The organism is Streptomyces sp. NPDC051822 (assembly GCF_044452745.1).
GTDB lineage: Bacteria > Actinomycetota > Actinomycetes > Streptomycetales > Streptomycetaceae > Streptomyces.
Genome location: NZ_JBITBZ010000007.1, coordinates 15222 through 31401, shown reverse-complemented (window position 1 = coordinate 31401; position 16180 = coordinate 15222). Strand labels below are relative to the sequence as shown.

At 69.7% G+C, this 16180-nt stretch carries 14 protein-coding genes and 2 pseudogenes; 12 read left to right on the top strand and 4 right to left on the bottom strand.

All coding sequences use genetic code 11. The features are described 5' to 3' along the window. The first annotated feature begins 272 nt into the window (after positions 1–272). From ACIA8N_RS21925 to ACIA8N_RS21880, 10 genes are all read left to right on the top strand, one after another. The gene (locus ACIA8N_RS21925) at positions 273–1364 is read left to right on the top strand and encodes a substrate-binding domain-containing protein (protein WP_365785972.1); all 1092 of its coding nucleotides are present in this window, start codon (positions 273–275) and stop codon (positions 1362–1364) included. 132 nt (positions 1365–1496) lie between these two features. Next, positions 1497–2810, top strand: a complete 1314-nt coding sequence (locus tag ACIA8N_RS21920) for a sugar ABC transporter substrate-binding protein (protein ID WP_365785973.1) — start codon at positions 1497–1499, stop codon at positions 2808–2810. 96 nt (positions 2811–2906) lie between these two features. Beyond that, on the top strand, positions 2907–3803 hold the full coding sequence (locus tag ACIA8N_RS21915) for a sugar ABC transporter permease (RefSeq protein ID WP_365785975.1): 897 nt from the start codon (positions 2907–2909) through the stop codon (positions 3801–3803). Positions 3804–3835: 32 nt separating this feature from the next. Continuing rightward, positions 3836–4774, top strand: coding sequence for a carbohydrate ABC transporter permease (locus ACIA8N_RS21910; RefSeq protein ID WP_399416772.1), 939 nt, complete (start codon positions 3836–3838; stop codon positions 4772–4774). 24 nt (positions 4775–4798) lie between these two features. Continuing rightward, positions 4799–5812: a hydroxyacid dehydrogenase gene (locus tag ACIA8N_RS21905; RefSeq protein ID WP_365785977.1), complete on the top strand. Its 1014-nt coding sequence runs from the start codon at positions 4799–4801 to the stop codon at positions 5810–5812. A 142-nt stretch (positions 5813–5954) separates the two neighbouring features. After that, positions 5955–7979: a PQQ-binding-like beta-propeller repeat protein gene (locus tag ACIA8N_RS21900; protein WP_365785979.1), complete on the top strand. Its 2025-nt coding sequence runs from the start codon at positions 5955–5957 to the stop codon at positions 7977–7979. Positions 7980–7981: 2 nt separating this feature from the next. After that, positions 7982–8833 (top strand): heparin lyase I family protein, encoded by an 852-nt coding sequence (locus ACIA8N_RS21895; protein WP_365785981.1) that lies wholly within the window; start codon positions 7982–7984, stop codon positions 8831–8833. A gap of 123 nt (positions 8834–8956) precedes the next feature. Continuing rightward, positions 8957–9889: an ROK family protein gene (locus ACIA8N_RS21890; protein ID WP_365785983.1), complete on the top strand. Its 933-nt coding sequence runs from the start codon at positions 8957–8959 to the stop codon at positions 9887–9889. A 536-nt stretch (positions 9890–10425) separates the two neighbouring features. After that, positions 10426–10671 carry a hypothetical protein gene (locus tag ACIA8N_RS21885; protein WP_365785985.1) on the top strand — a complete coding sequence of 82 codons (246 nt, stop codon included), beginning with the start codon at positions 10426–10428 and terminating at the stop codon, positions 10669–10671. 75 nt (positions 10672–10746) lie between these two features. After that, positions 10747–11097, top strand: a complete 351-nt coding sequence (locus ACIA8N_RS21880) for a hypothetical protein (RefSeq protein WP_365785987.1) — start codon at positions 10747–10749, stop codon at positions 11095–11097. 9 nt (positions 11098–11106) lie between these two features. Here ACIA8N_RS21880 and ACIA8N_RS21875 read toward each other — a convergent pair. Continuing rightward, positions 11107–12213: pseudogene (locus ACIA8N_RS21875) on the bottom strand (ISL3 family transposase); the annotation flags it as partial. 12 nt (positions 12214–12225) lie between these two features. Next, the gene (locus tag ACIA8N_RS21870; protein WP_399416771.1) at positions 12226–12390 is read right to left on the bottom strand and encodes a transposase family protein; all 165 of its coding nucleotides are present in this window, start codon (positions 12388–12390) and stop codon (positions 12226–12228) included. 174 nt (positions 12391–12564) lie between these two features. Here ACIA8N_RS21870 and ACIA8N_RS21865 point away from each other — a divergent pair, with 174 nt between their 5' ends. After that, on the top strand, positions 12565–12942 hold the full coding sequence (locus ACIA8N_RS21865; RefSeq protein WP_365785991.1) for a hypothetical protein: 378 nt from the start codon (positions 12565–12567) through the stop codon (positions 12940–12942). A gap of 64 nt (positions 12943–13006) precedes the next feature. Here the strand turns inward: ACIA8N_RS21865 and ACIA8N_RS21860 are convergent, their stop codons facing one another. Next, positions 13007–13837: a DUF1206 domain-containing protein gene (locus ACIA8N_RS21860; protein WP_365785993.1), complete on the bottom strand. Its 831-nt coding sequence runs from the start codon at positions 13835–13837 to the stop codon at positions 13007–13009. 396 nt (positions 13838–14233) lie between these two features. Then, entirely contained in the window at positions 14234–14980 is a 747-nt protein-coding gene (locus ACIA8N_RS21855) for a phosphotransferase (RefSeq protein WP_365785995.1), read from the bottom strand. Between the two features lie 401 nt (positions 14981–15381). On the opposite strand from ACIA8N_RS21855, the pseudogene ACIA8N_RS21850 reads away from it, so the two are divergent. Beyond that, positions 15382–16172: pseudogene (locus ACIA8N_RS21850) on the top strand (IS5 family transposase). The last annotated feature ends 8 nt before the right edge of the window (positions 16173–16180 follow it).

The following is a 16180-nucleotide window of genomic DNA, read 5'->3' as shown; positions in this document are numbered from 1 at the left end:
TGCGTGGCAGGAGGTGACCGCACCCGGTCACGAACCCCTGCCACGGGGCGCCGGCGGGGTGTTCGGCCGGCTTCCGGCGGTCACCTGGCCGCCCTCGGCGTGCCCCCGTCGCAAGACCTGGAAGCCACAGTGTGGAGGACCGTACCTCTTCGTCCGTCGGCTGATCGGGCTGCGGTCGATGCCACGACCGGCCCGTGTCGTGGCTTCGCTGCTACCTTTCATTTGTCGAGTGAAAGTAAATGGCTTCGCTCGCGCTGAGAGGGGGCACGTGAGTGCTGGCTGAAGAGCGGCGTGAGGCGCTTCTGCGCCTGGTCGAGCGCCGGGGAGTGATCAAGGTGAAGGATGTGGCGGAGGAGATGGAGGTCTCCGCCGTCACCGTGCGCCAGGATGTCCGGGAGCTGGCGGGCCGGGGGCTGCTCGTCCGCGTGCACGGAGGCGCCATGTCGCCGACAGCGGCGCAGGCGGCCGACGTGTCGGCCCCTGCTGTCCGCCGGCCGACGGCGCGGCAGGGGGATGCGTTCGGGCTGATCGTGCCGCCGGGGGGCTACTACTACCCCGAGATCATCCGAGGGGTGCAGGACGCTGCGCAAGCACACGGGATCCGCATCGTGCTTGTGGTCTCCGGAGAGACGCTGACGGAGAATCAGGAGCAGGTGCGGCGGCTGATCGCGGCGGGCGTCGATGGTCTGCTGCTGATGCCGCGGGCCGGACTCGAACCTGCGGACCTGGCCGAGGAGTGGCTGGCGGGCCTCGAAGTGCCGGTTGTTCTCGTGGACCGCCGGGCCGGCTCGCAGGCCGGGCGGCTGGAGCAGGTCGCCTCGGACCACGCTCGCGGCGCAGGCCTGGCGGTCCGGCACCTCGCCGGTCTCGGGCACGGGCGGATCGCTCTGGTCGCCCGGACGGAGAGCCCCAACACTCCGTTGATCCGCGAAGGTCATGCGGCTGCCTGCCAGGCTCTCGGAGTGACGGCGGGCCCGGAATACGGCATCGACCCGGCGGACGGGCTGGCGTCGGCGGAGTGGTTCGAGGAGCTGGCGCGGGCGGTCGAGGCAGGTGACGTGCGGGCTGCCCTGGTCCACAACGACCTCGACGCCGTCGCCTTGGTCGGCCTCCTTCAGGCGCGCGGCCTGCGCGTTCCGGAGGATCTGTCGATCGTGACGTACGACGACGAGGTCGCCGAGCTGAGCGATGTGCCCCTCACGGCGGTGGCGCCGCCCAAGCGGGCCGTGGGGGAGTGGGCGGTCGACCTGATGCGTCGCAGGCTCGCCGATCCGGCCGCCCCGCTGGCCGAGCTGCTGCTCCGCCCGGAGCTGCGCGTACGGGATTCCAGCGGCGCCCCTTCCGGGGCGGGCCCGCGAGCCTAGAGAGCCGAAGGAGAGACATCACATCGCATCGTTTCGTTTCGTTCTCGATCGAATGAAGCCTAAGGCATTGACGAAGCAAACTTACTGACGAATGATTCCGGTCAACGCCCCAGCGAACGATCGGTGCACATCATGCTTCGCAGAACCTCGGCCGTCCTGGCCGGCTCCGTCACGGCTCTCGCCCTGCTCGCCACCGCCTGCGGTGGAGGAGCGGACCAGGGCGCTTCCTCGACCGAGGCGAAGAAGACCGGGGAGGTGACCTTCTGGTCCTTCCTCAAGGGCTCCGACAAGGTGGCTGCGGCCTTCAACCGCAGCCACCCGGACATCAAGGTGACCTTCGAGACGGTCCCGTCGGGTCAGGAGTACTACTCCAAGCTCACCAACGCCGTGAAGGCCGGCACCGTGCCGGACGTCGCGGTGGTCGAGTACCCGCACCTGCCGGAGTTCGCGGCCCAGGGCAAGGTCGAGGACCTGAGCGGCACGCTCGGCCCGGTCGTGAAGGGGAAGTTCCCCGAGGCGGCCCAGCAGCTGGTCAACCTCGGTGACAAGACCTGGGCCGTCCCGAGGGACGCGGCGCCCCTGATGATGATGTACCGCAAGGACTTCTTCGCCCAGCACAAGATCGACGTTCCCACCACCTGGGACGCCTACCGGAACATGACCGAGCAGGTGAAGAAGGCCGCCCCGGCCGCCCGCGGCGGCGTCCTGTACACCGACAACCCCGGTGTCCTGGAGGCGCTCTCCTGGCAGGCCGGCGGCCAGTGGTTCGCGACCGAGAAGGACTCCTGGAAGGTCACCGTCGACGACGCCCCGTCCAAGAAGGTCGCCGCCTACTGGGGCGACCTCGCCCGCAAGGGCCTCGTCCGTTCGCTCAGCCAGCTGGACCCGTTCTGGACGAGCGTCCAGAAGAACCAGACCGTCGCCTACATCTGTGCCAGCTGGTGCGCCGGGGCGCACCAGGCGACCGTGCCGGACCAGAAGGGCAAGTGGGCCGTGGCGCCCGTGCCCACGTGGGACGGCGAGCCGGCCTCGGGCATGTACGGAGGTTCGTCCTTCGTGATTCCGAAGGGGTCCGACAACAGCGGGGCCGCCGCCGAGTTCATCAAGTGGATCACCACCGACCCTGAGGGCATGAAGGCCTGGGTGTCGTCCGGCACCAGCAGCATGTTCCCCGCGGACCCGAAGCTGGTCCCGGTCACGAAGGCGGCCTTCAAGACGGACTACTACGGCGGGCAGGACATCTACACCCTCATGGCGCAGTCCTACGACGCCATCCGGCCCGGCTGGACGTGGGGCCCCGTCATGGGCACCACCAACACCGCCATCGTGGACCAGCTCCCGAAGGTCGCCGACGGCTCGGTGACCCTGCCCGGCGTCCTCACCACCGCCGAGCAGGCCACGATCAAGCAGATGGAGCAGCGCGGCCTGAAGGTCACCGCCCCATAGGAGACCGGCCCGGAGGATCGGCCCGCCCGCTCGGCGGGCCGGCCCCCGGCTCCCTCCCGCACCCGCTCTCCCCGCCCCACCCCAAGGAAGGCCGGTATGGCAAGCCCATCCGCCCGAGGTCAGCGCCGGACCGCCGCACTGCTCCTCACCCCGTTCTTCGGCCTGTTCGCGGCCGTCACCCTCGCCCCGCTGTTCTACGCGGCATGGCTGAGCCTGTTCACCACCCGCACCTCCGGCCTTGGGTTCGGCGGCACCGAGAACGTCTTCACCGGGCTGGGGAACTATGTCCGCGCCCTGTCCGACGAGGCGTTCCGCGACGGCTTCCTCGTCATCGCCGTGTACTGCGCGCTCTACATCCCCCTGATGATCGGCGGATCGCTGGTCCTGGCCCTGCTGCTCGACTCGGGTCTGGCCAAGGCGCGGTCCTTCTTCCAGCTGGCGCTGTTCCTGCCGCACGCGGTGCCGGGACTGATCGCCGCGCTGATCTGGGTGTACCTCTACACCCCCGGCCTGAGCCCGGTGATCGACTTCCTGGCATCCGGCGGCATCGACGTCAACTTCCTGTCGGTCGACAACGCCGTGTTCTCCGCGGCCAACATCGCCGTCTGGGAGTGGATGGGCTACAACATGGTCATCTTCTACGCCGCTCTGCAGGCCGTGCCCCGCGAGACGCTCGACGCGGCGAAGGTCGACGGCGCCGGCGCCGTACGGACGGCACTGTCCATCAAGGTCCCGATGATCTACCCCGCGGTGGCCCTCGCCGTCCTGTTCACCGTCATCGGTTCGATCCAGCTCTTCACCGAGCCGAAGGTCATCTACAACGCCTCCAGCGCGATCGGCAGCAGCTTCACGCCGAACATGTACGTCCAGACGGCCGCCTTCCAGAACAACGACTTCGGCCTGGCGGCCGCGGCCTCCCTGCTGATCGCCCTGTTCGCCGCCGTGCTGTCCTTCGTCGTCACCCGTATCTCACGCCGCGGGAGCAAGCCGTGACCAACTTCTCCACTCTTCCCCCGGCCGCCCCCGTGCCCGAGACGACGCCGAAGACGACGCCGGAGACGACTCCCGTGACCGGCACCGCCCCGCGCCCCCGCCGCCCACGCCGCGCCCCGAAGACGCCGTCGGTCCTGCTGTCCAAGGCGGGCGTCACCGCCCTCCTCGGTCTCGCCACCCTCTACACCCTGCTGCCGCTGACCTGGCTGCTGCTGTCCTCCACCAAAAGCCGCGAGGACCTTTTCGGCACGAACGGGTTCGCGCTCGGCGACGAGATCCACCTCGCCGACAACCTGAGCCACCTGTTCGCGGCCGACGGCGGCGTGTACGTGCGCTGGCTGATCAACACGGTGCTGTACGCCGGTGTGGGGGCGCTCCTGGCCGCGGTGTTCAGCGTCGCCGCCGGCTACGCGTTCGACAAGCTCTCGTTCCCCGGCAAGGAACGCCTGTTCTCGCTCGTACTGCTCGGTGTGATGGTGCCGGGCACGGCGATGGCGATCCCGCTGTACCTTCTCGCCGCCACGGTCGGCCTGGTCAACACCTTCTGGGGCGTGTTCATCCCCGGCCTCGTCTTCCCCTTCGGCGTCTACCTGGCCCGGGTCTTCAGCGCCTCCTACGTGCCGGACGAGGTCCTGGAAGCGGCGCGGATGGACGGGGCCAGTGAGTTCCGGACCTTCTGCCGCATCGCGTTCCCGATGATCGCCCCCGGTTTCGTCACCATCTTCCTCTTCCAGTTCACCCAGATCTGGAACAGCTTCTTCCTGCCCCTGGTGATGCTGTCCGACCAGGACCTCTACCCGGTCAACCTCGGCCTCTACGTGTGGTACTCGTCCGCGCTGACCCAGGGCCATCCCGAGGACTACCTGCTGGCCGTCGTCGGCTCGCTGGTGGCCGTGGCCCCGCTGATCGCCGTCTTCCTGATGCTCCAGCGGTTCTGGAAGTCCGGTATGACCGCCGGCGCCGTCAAGTAGGCCGCAACCATGAGGAACCCTTCCATGCGACCCATCCCGACCCACCGCCCCCGCGCCCTCTTCGCCATGGGCCGTCGTCACCGGGACGCGATGTTCCCGCCCACCGAGATCCAGCGGCTCACGACGTACGTCGACATCGACCCCGACCACGTCGCCGAGGACCTCACCGACGAACCGGCCCTGGCGGACGTGGAGGTCCTGATCACCTCCTGGGGATGCCCCGTCCTCGACGAGGACGTGCTGGCACGCGCGCCCGCCCTGAAAGCGGTCGTGCACGCGGCGGGCAGCGTCAAGCACCATGTGACACAAGCCTGCTGGGACCGCGGTCTCGTGGTCTCCTCGGCCGCCGCGGCCAACGCCGTACCGGTCGCCGAGTACACCGTCGCCGCGATCCTCTTCGCCAACAAGCGGGTCCTGGAGATCGGCGGTCTCTACCGCGACCACCGCTCTCCCCTCGACTGGTCCCGGCACTTCCCAGGGTTCGGCAACTACCGCCGGACCGTCGGGGTGGTCGGAGCGTCGCTCGTCGGGCGCAAGGTCCTCGAACTGCTCCGGCCGTACGACGTCGACGTCCTCCTCGCCGACCCGCACGTCAGCACGTTGCGCGCAGCGGCCATGGGCGTCCGGCTGGTGGAGCTCGACGAACTGGTCAGCGCCTCGGACGTCGTCTCCCTGCACGCCCCCGAGCTGCCCGAGACCCATCACCTGATGGACGCGCGCAGGCTCGCGCTCATGCGCGACGGCGCCACGCTGATCAACACGGCACGGGGCTCCCTCGTCGACACCGAGGCCCTCACCGCTGAAGCGACGAGCGGCCGCATCCACGCGGTCATCGACGTCACCGAACCCGAGGTGCTCCCCACCACCTCACCGCTCTACTCCCTGCCCAACGTGCTCCTCACCCCCCACATCGCCGGCTCGCTCGGCGGCGAACTCCACCGGATCACGAGCAGCGCCCTCGACGAGGTCGAGCGCTACTGCGCCGGCGAACCGTTCGCGCACGCCGTGCACCACGCCGCCCTCGCGACGTCGGCCTGACAACTCCGGCCGGTCCCGGGCACCCCTGGCCCGGGAACCGGCCGGTCCCAGCCGTTGACCTCCCCGCGACGGCGTCCTTCTCCGCTCTTCTCCGCTCCTCTCCGCTCTGTGTCCCCGCACAACGAACAAAGGAGTTCCCCCCATGCAACACTCTTCGTCCGTGCGCAGGCGTCAGCTGCTCACGGCAGCTGGTGCGCTCGGCCTTGCGGCAGTCGCGGGCCCGTTGCTCACCGCACCAGCGCAGGCCAAGGCCACGACCGCCGGTCCCTGCACCACCATCACCGACCTCGGCCCGGGCATCGAACAGTTCGCGCTCATGAGCGCGCTCCAGGTCGGTGACACCGTCTACATCGGCTCCCGGAACCTCGAACCGACCCGGATCCTCGCCTTCCACCTGCCCACCCGCAAAGTGGTGGCCCAGACCGTCCTCGGCGTGGGCCACTCGATCCAGGCGCTCGCCGTCGACTCCACCGGCAGGTACCTGTACGCGGGCATCCTGCAAAAGGGCGACGTGGGCCGGCCGAACCTCTTCCGCTGGGACCTGTCCACCCCCGACAAGCCCGCCGTGGGCATCGGCCGGACCGAGGACCGCGACATCCGCGACCTCGCCGTCGCCCCTGACGGCACCGTGTACGCGGTGGGCGGGATCCCCGGGAAGGCGCCCGCACTGTGGATGTACGACCCGGCCACCACCAAGGTGACCAAGCTCGGCATCCCCGACCCGGGGGCCACTCTGGCCAGGGCCGTCGCCGCCACGGACACGACCGTCTTCTTCGGAGCGGGCAGCGTCCTGGCCGGCGGTGACGGAGCGAGCAAGTCCTCGCTGTACGCGTACGACCGGTCGGCGCGCACGTATCGCAACGTCACGCCGCCGGAGATGGAGAAGGACCCCAGCCTGCGCGACCTCTTCGTCGTCGGCGACCGCCTCGTGGTCAGCACCTCGGGATCGACCGAGCCGGCCAAGCTCGCCCTCATGGACCTCGCCGACCTCACCTCGTACAGCCTGACGCCGACCACCGGCAAGGTCGTCAAGAACCTGACGGCGAACGCCGACACGGTCTACTTCGCCACCGACGAGGGTCTGCACTCCTACTCGAGGGCGACCAAGGCCATCAGCCCCGTCGCCTTCGACGGCGATCTCGGTGAGGTCTGGGGCCTCGACGTCGTCGGCGGCAAACTGACCGTCGTCTCGGGCTACGGCTTCGTGGGCGAGATCGACCTTGCCACGGGCGGGGCCGTCGTCACCGACCTCGGCGAGGCAGGCGCGCCCGTCATCGCGCAGACCACGATGGGCATCGCCGCCGACCACCGGTACGCGTACGTCGGCGGCAACAACGGCATCGCCCGCCACGACCTGCGCACCGGCAAGGTGGTCAACCTCCGCGCGCCCGGTGAGGCGAAGGACGCCGAGGTGCTGAACGGGGTGCTCTACACCGGTCAGTACAGCTCGCAGGGCATGTGGACCTACGACCCCACGGCCGATGAGCAGCCCCGCCGGCTCGCGGCGTTCCCGAGCGAACAGAACCGTCCGCTCGACGTCTGCTACGACACGGTCAACGAACTGCTCCTTGTCGGCGTGCAGTCCGACACCGAGGGCGGCGGCTCCCTGTGGACGTACGCCCCGCACACGGGCAAGAAGGTCGCGCACATCAATCCCGTCGACGGGAACCAGCTGGTGCGTGCCGTTGCCACCCGGGACGGCGTCGCCTACCTCGGCGGCGACAACCCCACCACCCAGGGGCCGCGCGGCACCCTCGTCGCCTTCGACCCGGTCGCCGGTCGCGAGCTGTGGCGCCTCGACCTCCCCGCGACCCTGACTACCGGAACGGCCGCGCTCGCGGTGCACGGCCACCATCTGTACGGACTCACGAGGAAGGGCGGCTTCTTCGTCGTCGACCTCACGATCCGCCGGGTGATACACACCGCCGACCACCGCGCTGTATGCCCCGGCTTCGCGGCCATGGTCACCAGCCGAGGCGTGGTCTACGGCGTCTCCGACACCACCCTCTTCCGCTTCGACCCCAGGACCTTCGCCGTCAGCACCGTGGTCGCCGAGATCAACGGCGCCTGGTACAGCGGTCCCCACGTCAACGCCGACAACCGTGGCCGGCTGTACACCATGCGCGGCCGCAACCTCGTCCGCATCGAAGACAGGCCGGTGATCTGATCATGAAGAAGTCGACGAAGCGGTCCGCCATCGCGGTGGCGGCGGCGGGGGCGCTCACCCTGGCGGGCCTGACTGCGGCGCAGGCCGGGCAGGACAGCGCGAGCGGGATCACGGAGGCGACGTGTGTCAGTAACACCGGCCCCTCGGCCCTCCTGACCATCGACTACGCGAACGGGCAGCTCGACTCCGGCATCCCGGACCTGACCACGACGCACGCGACGGCCGCCGACGCGTCGTCCGTCGTCAAGTCCGGGACCGACCACGCCGTCGTCCACAAGGTGACCCTGGGCGATCCCGCGTACGTCTCCGACGGCGCCCCGCGCAGCGAGAGCGCCACGAACGACGTCCACGAGGGCAAGTTCGTCGTGGGCGACGAGCAGCGGTACGAGTTCAGCGTGCTGCTGAAGGACTGGAAGCCCTTCCAGGCCGGGGACTCGGAGACCGGCGACATCATCTTCCAGGGGAAGCACGCGGGCGGAAACCAACCGTCCTTCTACCTCATGACCAAGCGGAACAGCATCGCCTTCCGGTCGCCGATCCTCGGCCTCCAGGCGAACGTGGTCGACGACTTCCGCTCGCACATCGGTGAGTGGATGCACTTCCGCGTGGACGTCCGCTGGACGGACGACAGCACCGGCTACTACAAGGTCTCCGCCAAGCTGCCCGGCGAGACGCAGTACACGCTGCGTAAGACGTACGAGAACGTCCGCACCTTCCACCCAGTGAACCCGGCCGATTTCGGCTATCTCAAGTGGGGTCTCTACCGTCCCGGCCAGACGCTGGATAAGGGAGACGTCCCGACGCGCATCGTCTACCACGACGACATCCGCGTCCTGGATCTCTCCCAGGGATGAGCCCGCGGGGCGAGGCTCCTCCACCGTGAGGAAGTCCTCGCCCCGTACAGCCGTGGTACGACGCGGCAAGAGACACGAACCAGTGGTCCGAACGGCCTGGAAGTCACCAGTGAGAGTGTTCCCGTGAGACATGTCATCGCCCTCGATGTGGGTGCCACTGTGATGAAAGCGGCTCTGGTCGGGCTGGACGGGACGCTGTTGTACGAGGCGCGGCGGGCCACCGGGCGCGAGCGCGGACCCGACGCGGTCGTGGAGTCGGTCCTCGGCTTCGCGCGGGAGCTGCGCTCCCACGGACAGACGCACTTCGGCACGGCGGCGGAGGCCGCGGGGGCCGCCGTGCCCGGCCTCGTAGACGCGGAGCGCGGCCTCGCCGTCCACTGCGCCGACCTCGGCTGGCGGAACGTCCCGCTGCGGGGGCTGCTCAGGCACCGGCTCGGGCGGATCCCCCTGGCGCTCGGGCACGACGTACGCTCCGGCGGCCTCGCCGAGGGCCGCATCGGGGCGGGCCGGGGTACCGGCCGGTTCCTGTACGTGTCGCTCGACACCGGCATCGCCGGAGCGATCGGCATCGACGGCGGCATCGAGACCGGGGCCCACGGCGGCGCCGGCGAGATCGGTCACATCGTCGTACGCCCCGGCGGCCCCGTGTGCGGCTGCGGACGGCGCGGCTGCCTGGACGCGCTGGCCTCCGCCACCGCGATCGGCCGCGCCTGGGCCGTGGCGAGCGGCGACCTCGCCGCGGACGCCGCCGCCTGCGCCAGGGCCGTCGAGGCGGGCGACGAGGTGGCGAACGGGGTATGGCGCGCGGCGGTCGAGGCCCTCGCCGACGGGCTGCTCACCGCGCTCACGGTCCTCGATCCCCGCGCACTCATCATCGGTGGCAGCCTCGCCGAGGCCGGAGAAACCCTGCTCGCACCCCTCCGCGCGGCGGTGGCGGAACGTATCACGTTCCAGAAGCTCCCCACGATCGTCCCGGCGGCCCTCGGGGACACCGCCGGATGTCTGGGTGCGGCGCTGCTCGCCCGGGACCTGCTCGCCACGGCGGCGGCCGTCTGAACGCCGCCGCCACAGGTCAGAGGACGTGAACGACGACGTTCGCCGCCTGCGCCGGCGTCGTCGCGAGATGTGTCCGGGCATGGACGAGAGGCAGATCTGCAGCATCTGTGCCTGATCGGAGGGCCGGTCCGCTTGCCGGGCGGGTGGTCACGGGCAATGCGGACGGCTTTGGCCCCCGAACGTCTCCTCGGCGCAGGACTTCCGTAGCTGGTACGAGCGTTGGCTCAACCACATGCGGGACGGCAAGGACAACGCCGCGCTGGGTCTGTCCTCCCAGGCAACCGTCGCGACCGCCCCGCGGGGCCCCCGCGCCACAGCCGATCCTCATCGACGTCACCCCGTACCTCACCCAAGCCGCACTCCGTGAACCGCATCGCGGAGGAGCCGTCGATGACTCCCAAACTCAGGCTTTGGTCGGCTTTCTGTGGAGGCTCACGGATAGTGATGTCAGTGGTGTGTGGTGGGATGGCCGGACTCTGCCCTTGATCCGCTGGGAGACCGCCGTGACGTCTTCGCATCCGTCCCTGACTCGCGCCTTGGCCGAGACTTTGGTCGATGTCCTGTGGTTCATCGACGGCAGCGAAGACGAGCAGATGGATCAGGACGACGCGGTCAAGGTGATGGAGGGCGTCGCGCACGTGGTCAGCACGCTGTCGAGTGATCAGCAGCAGGAGCTGATCGCCCTGCTCGGGGAGATGGCAGCTGCCGAGACCCACCCTGGCCGCCGTGAATTCCTGGAGGAGTTCCCGGAGGGCTTCGGGCTCATCGACGATCTGTCCTGAAGGACTTCAGCTTGCCGCGCAGGGCAGGCACCGAACCGAGCCACGACGGTTGATCCTCCACCCAGACTCATCACCGTGAACTCGACGATGTTGGACAGCGGCATGGTGAGACGCAAGAAGGAGAAGAAGAAGCGGCCCGCCTGGGGCGTTCCGAAGGGGATCTTCCTGTTTGCGACGCCGGAGGGCTGGCGCACCAGCGTCTTCACCGAAAGCGGAAATCTCTGCGGACGGCTGGACGTGCCGATCAACACCGACCCGCAAGACGCGAGGGCCGCGGCAGCGGTGATGGTGACGGAACTCGCGCGCGACTTCCACGACACCGACGTGGAGGTGAGCTGGGATCCGCCCCAGGAGCCCTGGTCATGGACCGCCCAAGTCACCCTCGCCGCCGAAGACGAACCGCCTTCGCCAGATGCCGAAGGGTAGACGGCAGGCTCAGGAGTAGAGCAGCACGCGCTTACGGAGGAGTTCGAAGCCTGCTTGGCCGAAGATCTGGCGCTCGAGCATCTTGATCCGGTTGACATGGCCTTCGACGACTCCGGAGTTCCACGGCTGCGAGAGTCCGGCAGTGACGGCGTCGAGGTTGCGTTCCAGGTGCCGGGCGAAGCGCTGGAGGCTGGGGGCCGACCGGCTGGGGCCTGCCGCGTAGTTCCGGCTGACGTAGGCGGGGACGTTGCCATAGCCGTCCGGGTAGCCCTGTGCCTTGACCTCTTCCCTCAGTTTCCAGGCGTCGGTGCAGCCTTCCTGCCATCGCTGGTCGAGGTAGGGCTTGTAGGCGTCGAGCTTGGTGGGGCGGCTTTGCCACTGTCCGGTGAACAGTTGCTCCGGCTCGGTGGCTCGGGAGAAGCGGAGGACGGTGCTGAGGCCCATGCCGAGCTGCCGGGCGATGGACCGCTTGCTGTGACCGGCAGCCGGCAGGGCGTGGACGGTGGCGTGCTTGGCGCGAGTGCGTTCGGCGAACCGGTGGCCCGTTGGCCACGGCGAGGACGCGGGCGACTCCGACACCTGGTCTGGCTCCTCCGGTGACGCAGGTGCAGGTCGCAGGCAGGCACGGTGCCGGTAGACGCACTTCTCGGCGGCTTCGCCGAGGTTGTGCCAGAGGTGCGCTCGGTCGGCGACCTGGAGGGCCTGCGGGGCGCCGCGGGTAGCACCCTCGGCGTAGAAGAGGGCCCGGTCCCGGCAGATGACCTCGACCCCGGGTCGCTCGGACAGCCAGGCCGCGAGGGCGTCCGCTTCCCGGTCCGGCAGGAGGTCCACGGGCCGGCGTCTCTCGACGTCGACGAGTACGGTTCCGCAGATCCGGCCCCTGCGCTGAGCGTATTCGTCGACGCCGAGCACACGTGGCACGGCGGTGGGCGGATCCGGCAGCGAGGTGATCAGCCTCAGCAAAGTGTTCCGGCTGACCCGCACGCCGAAGGCGGCCGGCATCCGGGCGCCAGCCCGTGCCGCGAGCGCGAGACCGACCGAGACGAGCCTCGATCGCAGCCGCTCTGTCCGGCGAGCGAACCGACGGGTGAGACCGGGCACCTGCTCGGCAAACGTCTTGCGCGGGCATCAGCCCTCCGCACAGAGGAACCGACGCACCCGCAACGACATGACGACGAGCTTGCCCAACGTGGGTAGATCGCGGGGAAAGCGCAGGTAAGAGCCGTGTATTCGACTCGACCAGCACCCGCAGCCCGGACAGGCCGCCCGCCTGGCCGTGGACCGGGCCTCCACTCTTACGACAGCGTCAGCCACGTCGACCGACTCCACCGACAGGTTCTCCACCGGCCCCGCTACTCGTGGATCACGGTGTGCTCCCCTGGTGTTGCGGCCCGCCTCGGCGGCCCTGACGTACTACGCGCCTCAGGAGCGTTCGCGACGATCACAGCGCTGGCCGACGGCGGCTTGGTGCTGCAGGCCACCGATGACGTGCGCGACTACACACCCGACCGGATCGCCGTGGTCTTCCAGCAGCTACGACAGGCTCTGCCATCGAGCGAACCCGTAGGCGGACTCTCCGATATGACTCCCCGGCTGGTCTTCGAAGCTTCTGACGCGGGGTTGATGGCGTACGCCGCCCAACGCCACTTCCTCACGGCCCAGGCCTGTCCGGAGCGCGATCAGGGCGCCCAAGGCACCCCCGTCAGCCAAGTTCCCGCAGCCGAGCATGTCCGGCGCGGCAAGGACGGCGTGCCGCTGGTCCTTCCCCCGATCCGCGAGTACCTGGACGGCCAGGTGCCGCAGGGCATGGTGCGGGCCGCCCGGTACACCGGGGACGAGCCGTGATGGGTACGCCCCGAGCGCGGCCGCGGGCGGTGGCGCGGACCGTCCCCGGCCTCCGTCCCCGGTCTCAGAACTTCCGCCACCTGGCGAGGCCGAAGGAGAACACCCCGAACAGCGCCAGTCCGACCGCCACGGCGACCAGCAGCCACTGTCCGGCCGGGGCCGTCGCGAACGAGCGGATCGCGTCATCCACGCCCTTGGCCTCGGCGGGGTCGAACTGGAGCGCGGCCTTGAGGGCGAAGAAGCCGACGGCTGCGAAGACCAGGCCGCGGGAGACACCGCCGGCGATGCCGGTGCCGTCCATGAGACCGCGCTGCTTCTTCGACAGCCGCGCCCACGTCAGGTGTGTGCGGTACTTCCGCAGGGCGGCGCGCCCCGCGATGACGAGACCCGCGACGAGGATGCCGGCCGCCGCCGCACCGACCCACCACTGTCCGCCGGGCTGGCCGAGCAGGCGGCCGGTGACGTCCTGACTCTGCCGGTCGCTCGACCCCGCCCCGCTGCTCTTGGCGCCCGAGGCGAAGGACAGGACGAGGAAGGAAACGAAGGCGTAGAAGACGAAGCGGAAGGCGGACTGGGCCCGCTTGGCCGCCTTGCCTCCGTCCGGTCCGGCGGCCCCGTACAGGGCCTCCGTCAGGCGCCACAGCGCCATGCCGGCGAGCCCCGCGCCGAGCGCCCAGAGGAGTACGGCGCCGAACGGTGTGGCGGCGACCTCGGTCAGGGCTCCGCCCCGGTCGGCCTGCTCGTTCGCCCCCGTGAGGCCGATGCGTACCGCCAGCAGTCCCACGAGCAGGTACAGCACTCCACGGGCCACGAAACCCGCGCGGGCACCCGCCCGCACCGCGTCACCGCGGGCCGCTCGGCTCGCCGCCGCTCGGGGCGATCCTGTTCCTGTCATCACGTCTGCACCTCCGTCGGGCCGGATCCTTCGGTTGCCCCCGGCCGGCGATCGCAACCCCTTTCGAGTCCGGTCTCCCACGCGGCGCGTCCGGCGCGCGACCCGGGGAAGGCGACAGAGGAAACAGATGCCCAGAAATCGGGAGAAAGGGAAACCATGATGCAGCCCCCGGGTGGCCTGGCGGTCCCGTGCACCAGACACCCGGCCCGGTACGGGCAAGCCCCGCCACCCGCGCCGGGATCCCGGTTTGCGCGGGGTGGGTGGGTCGTCGGTGGGCCGTGACCAACCCTGTTACCGCGCACGACACTTTGTTGAGAGTGAGGGCGGGCGATCACCTGAGGGCACGGCCTGCTCGATGCGTCAGAACGCGCACCCAGCAGTCGTATCCGCGTAGCCTCACACCCGGGATCTCAGCACGTCGACCTCACAGCCTGGTGCGAACGGGTCGAAGCCGTGCTCGATCAGCCAGCGGACTGCCAGCAGGCTTCGCAACGACCACCACGCATGGATCACGTCAAGGTCGATGTCGGTGCCATAGCCGGCGAGGACGTCGTCGAGGTGCTCCTCGTGTCCGAGCGTGAAGGTGGCGAGGTCGTACAGAGCATCACCCTGGCCCGCCTCGGACCAGTCGATAATGCCCGTCACCTCGTCGCCGTCGACGAAGACGTGCGCGATCTGCAGGTCGCCGTGCGTGAACGCCGGAGTCCACGGCCGGAGCGCGGCCTCGGCGACCCGGCGGTTAAGGGTGACCAGGTCAGCGGGCAAGACGCCGTTCGTCACGAGCAACTCGCACTCGGCGTCGAGTTCCGCCGCTAGCGCGACGATGCTCCGCCCGGCGCGGCCGGGCCGGCGCGGCGGCGGCGCGTCGTGCAGCTTCCGGATGGCGGCGCCCGCCGCGGCCCATGCCGCCGGCGACCCGGTCGACGGCCCGCCGAGGCGCCCAAGCGTCGTCCCGGGGAGCGCGGCGATCGCGAGCACGGGCGGCTTGCGCCACAGGACCTCCGGGGTCGGGACCGGCGCGAGGGACATCGCCTCGACCTCGACGTCGATACGCGCCTGATCGGCGTCCACCTTCAGGAACACGTCGCCGACGCGCAGGGTCGCGCGCTCGGAATGGGCGACGACGACTTTGACCTCATCCATGGGTGAGCAGTATCCCGGAGGTGATCACCGACGTCGCCAAATTTATCGCGTGCGAGTACACAGCTGACCGCGTCCCGCTACCCGACGGCCTCGTGCGCGACACTGACCCCTGACACTAGGTCAAGTCGCCTACGTTTGTCAGGAGTCCTAACAGCACGGTGGGTGCCTGCCTCGGCGTCGTCGAGCCAGGCGAGCCAGGCGACATGGCGGGTGACGAGGTCGTTCTGCCCGGCCCGGGCTGGCGGGCAAGACCCGCTGATGTGTCGTCCGGCCCCACGAAGAGCTTCACGATGCTCACCCCGGCATCATGCCCGGATGCCCACAGCAGCGATCGGCCGGACAAATCCTAGGGGGGTCCTTCCGATCATCGGATCGTTGGTCCGGTGGTGAGGGATGGGTAGATTTCTGACGCCGCGTGGGCGGTGATCGCGCCGTTGCTGCCGCCCGTGGGTCGTGCTCGTGGGCGGTGGCGGCATCACCGGCAGGTGCTCGAGGGCATCGTGTTCAAGTTCCGTACCGGTCTTCCCTGGAGGGACCTGTCCGAGCGGTTCGGCCTGTGGCAGACCGTCCACGGACGGTTCGCCCGGTGGGCCGCCGACGCCACCTTCGGCCGCCTCCAGACCACAGCCCAGAGCCGGCGGAGGTCGACTGGCTGGTCGCGATCGACTCCACGATCGTCCGAGCTCACCAGCACACGGCCGCCAAAGGGGGCTCGAAGAACGCGGACTCGGACGCTCGCGCGGTGGGCTGAACAGCAAGGTTCACCTCGCCTACGACCGCCGGGGCCGGCCGTTGGCCTTCTTGTCACACCACAGGCAACCGCAACGACTGCACCCAGGCCGCAGCCGTCATAGGCAAGATCCGCGTCCCGAGGTCAGGCCCTGGACGGCCCCGGACCCGGCCGGACCACGTGGTCGCGGACAAGGGCTACTCGGCCCGGACCTTCACCGGGCCTGCCTCCGTCGGCGAGGCATTTATCCCCGGGCGCGTCGACCAGCTCGCCGGCCGCAGACGACGCCGTGCACGGCCCTGCGGCTTCGAGAGGGCCGCCTACCGGCGCCGCAACGTCGTCGAACGCTGCTTCCACCGCCTCAAACAATGGCGCGGCATCGCCACCCGCTACGACAGACGCCCCGACCGCTACCCCGCCGCCTTCACCCTCGCCAGCAGCCTCATCTGGCTCGACACATGATCGACAAG

What these genes read in the sequence shown, in the direction of transcription:
- ACIA8N_RS21920 (WP_365785973.1), top strand. Translation starts at nt 1,497, where the DNA reads ATGCTTCGCAGAACCTCGGCCGTCCTGGCCGGCTCCGTCACGGCTCTC.
- ACIA8N_RS21915 (WP_365785975.1), top strand. Translation starts at nt 2,907, where the DNA reads ATGGCAAGCCCATCCGCCCGAGGTCAGCGCCGGACCGCCGCACTGCTC.
- ACIA8N_RS21905 (WP_365785977.1), top strand. Translation starts at nt 4,799, where the DNA reads ATGCGACCCATCCCGACCCACCGCCCCCGCGCCCTCTTCGCCATGGGC.
- ACIA8N_RS21900 (WP_365785979.1), top strand. Translation starts at nt 5,955, where the DNA reads ATGCAACACTCTTCGTCCGTGCGCAGGCGTCAGCTGCTCACGGCAGCT.
- ACIA8N_RS21895 (WP_365785981.1), top strand. Translation starts at nt 7,982, where the DNA reads ATGAAGAAGTCGACGAAGCGGTCCGCCATCGCGGTGGCGGCGGCGGGG.
- ACIA8N_RS21860 (WP_365785993.1), bottom strand. Translation starts at nt 13,837, where the DNA reads ATGACAGGAACAGGATCGCCCCGAGCGGCGGCGAGCCGAGCGGCCCGC.
- ACIA8N_RS21855 (WP_365785995.1), bottom strand. Translation starts at nt 14,980, where the DNA reads ATGGATGAGGTCAAAGTCGTCGTCGCCCATTCCGAGCGCGCGACCCTG.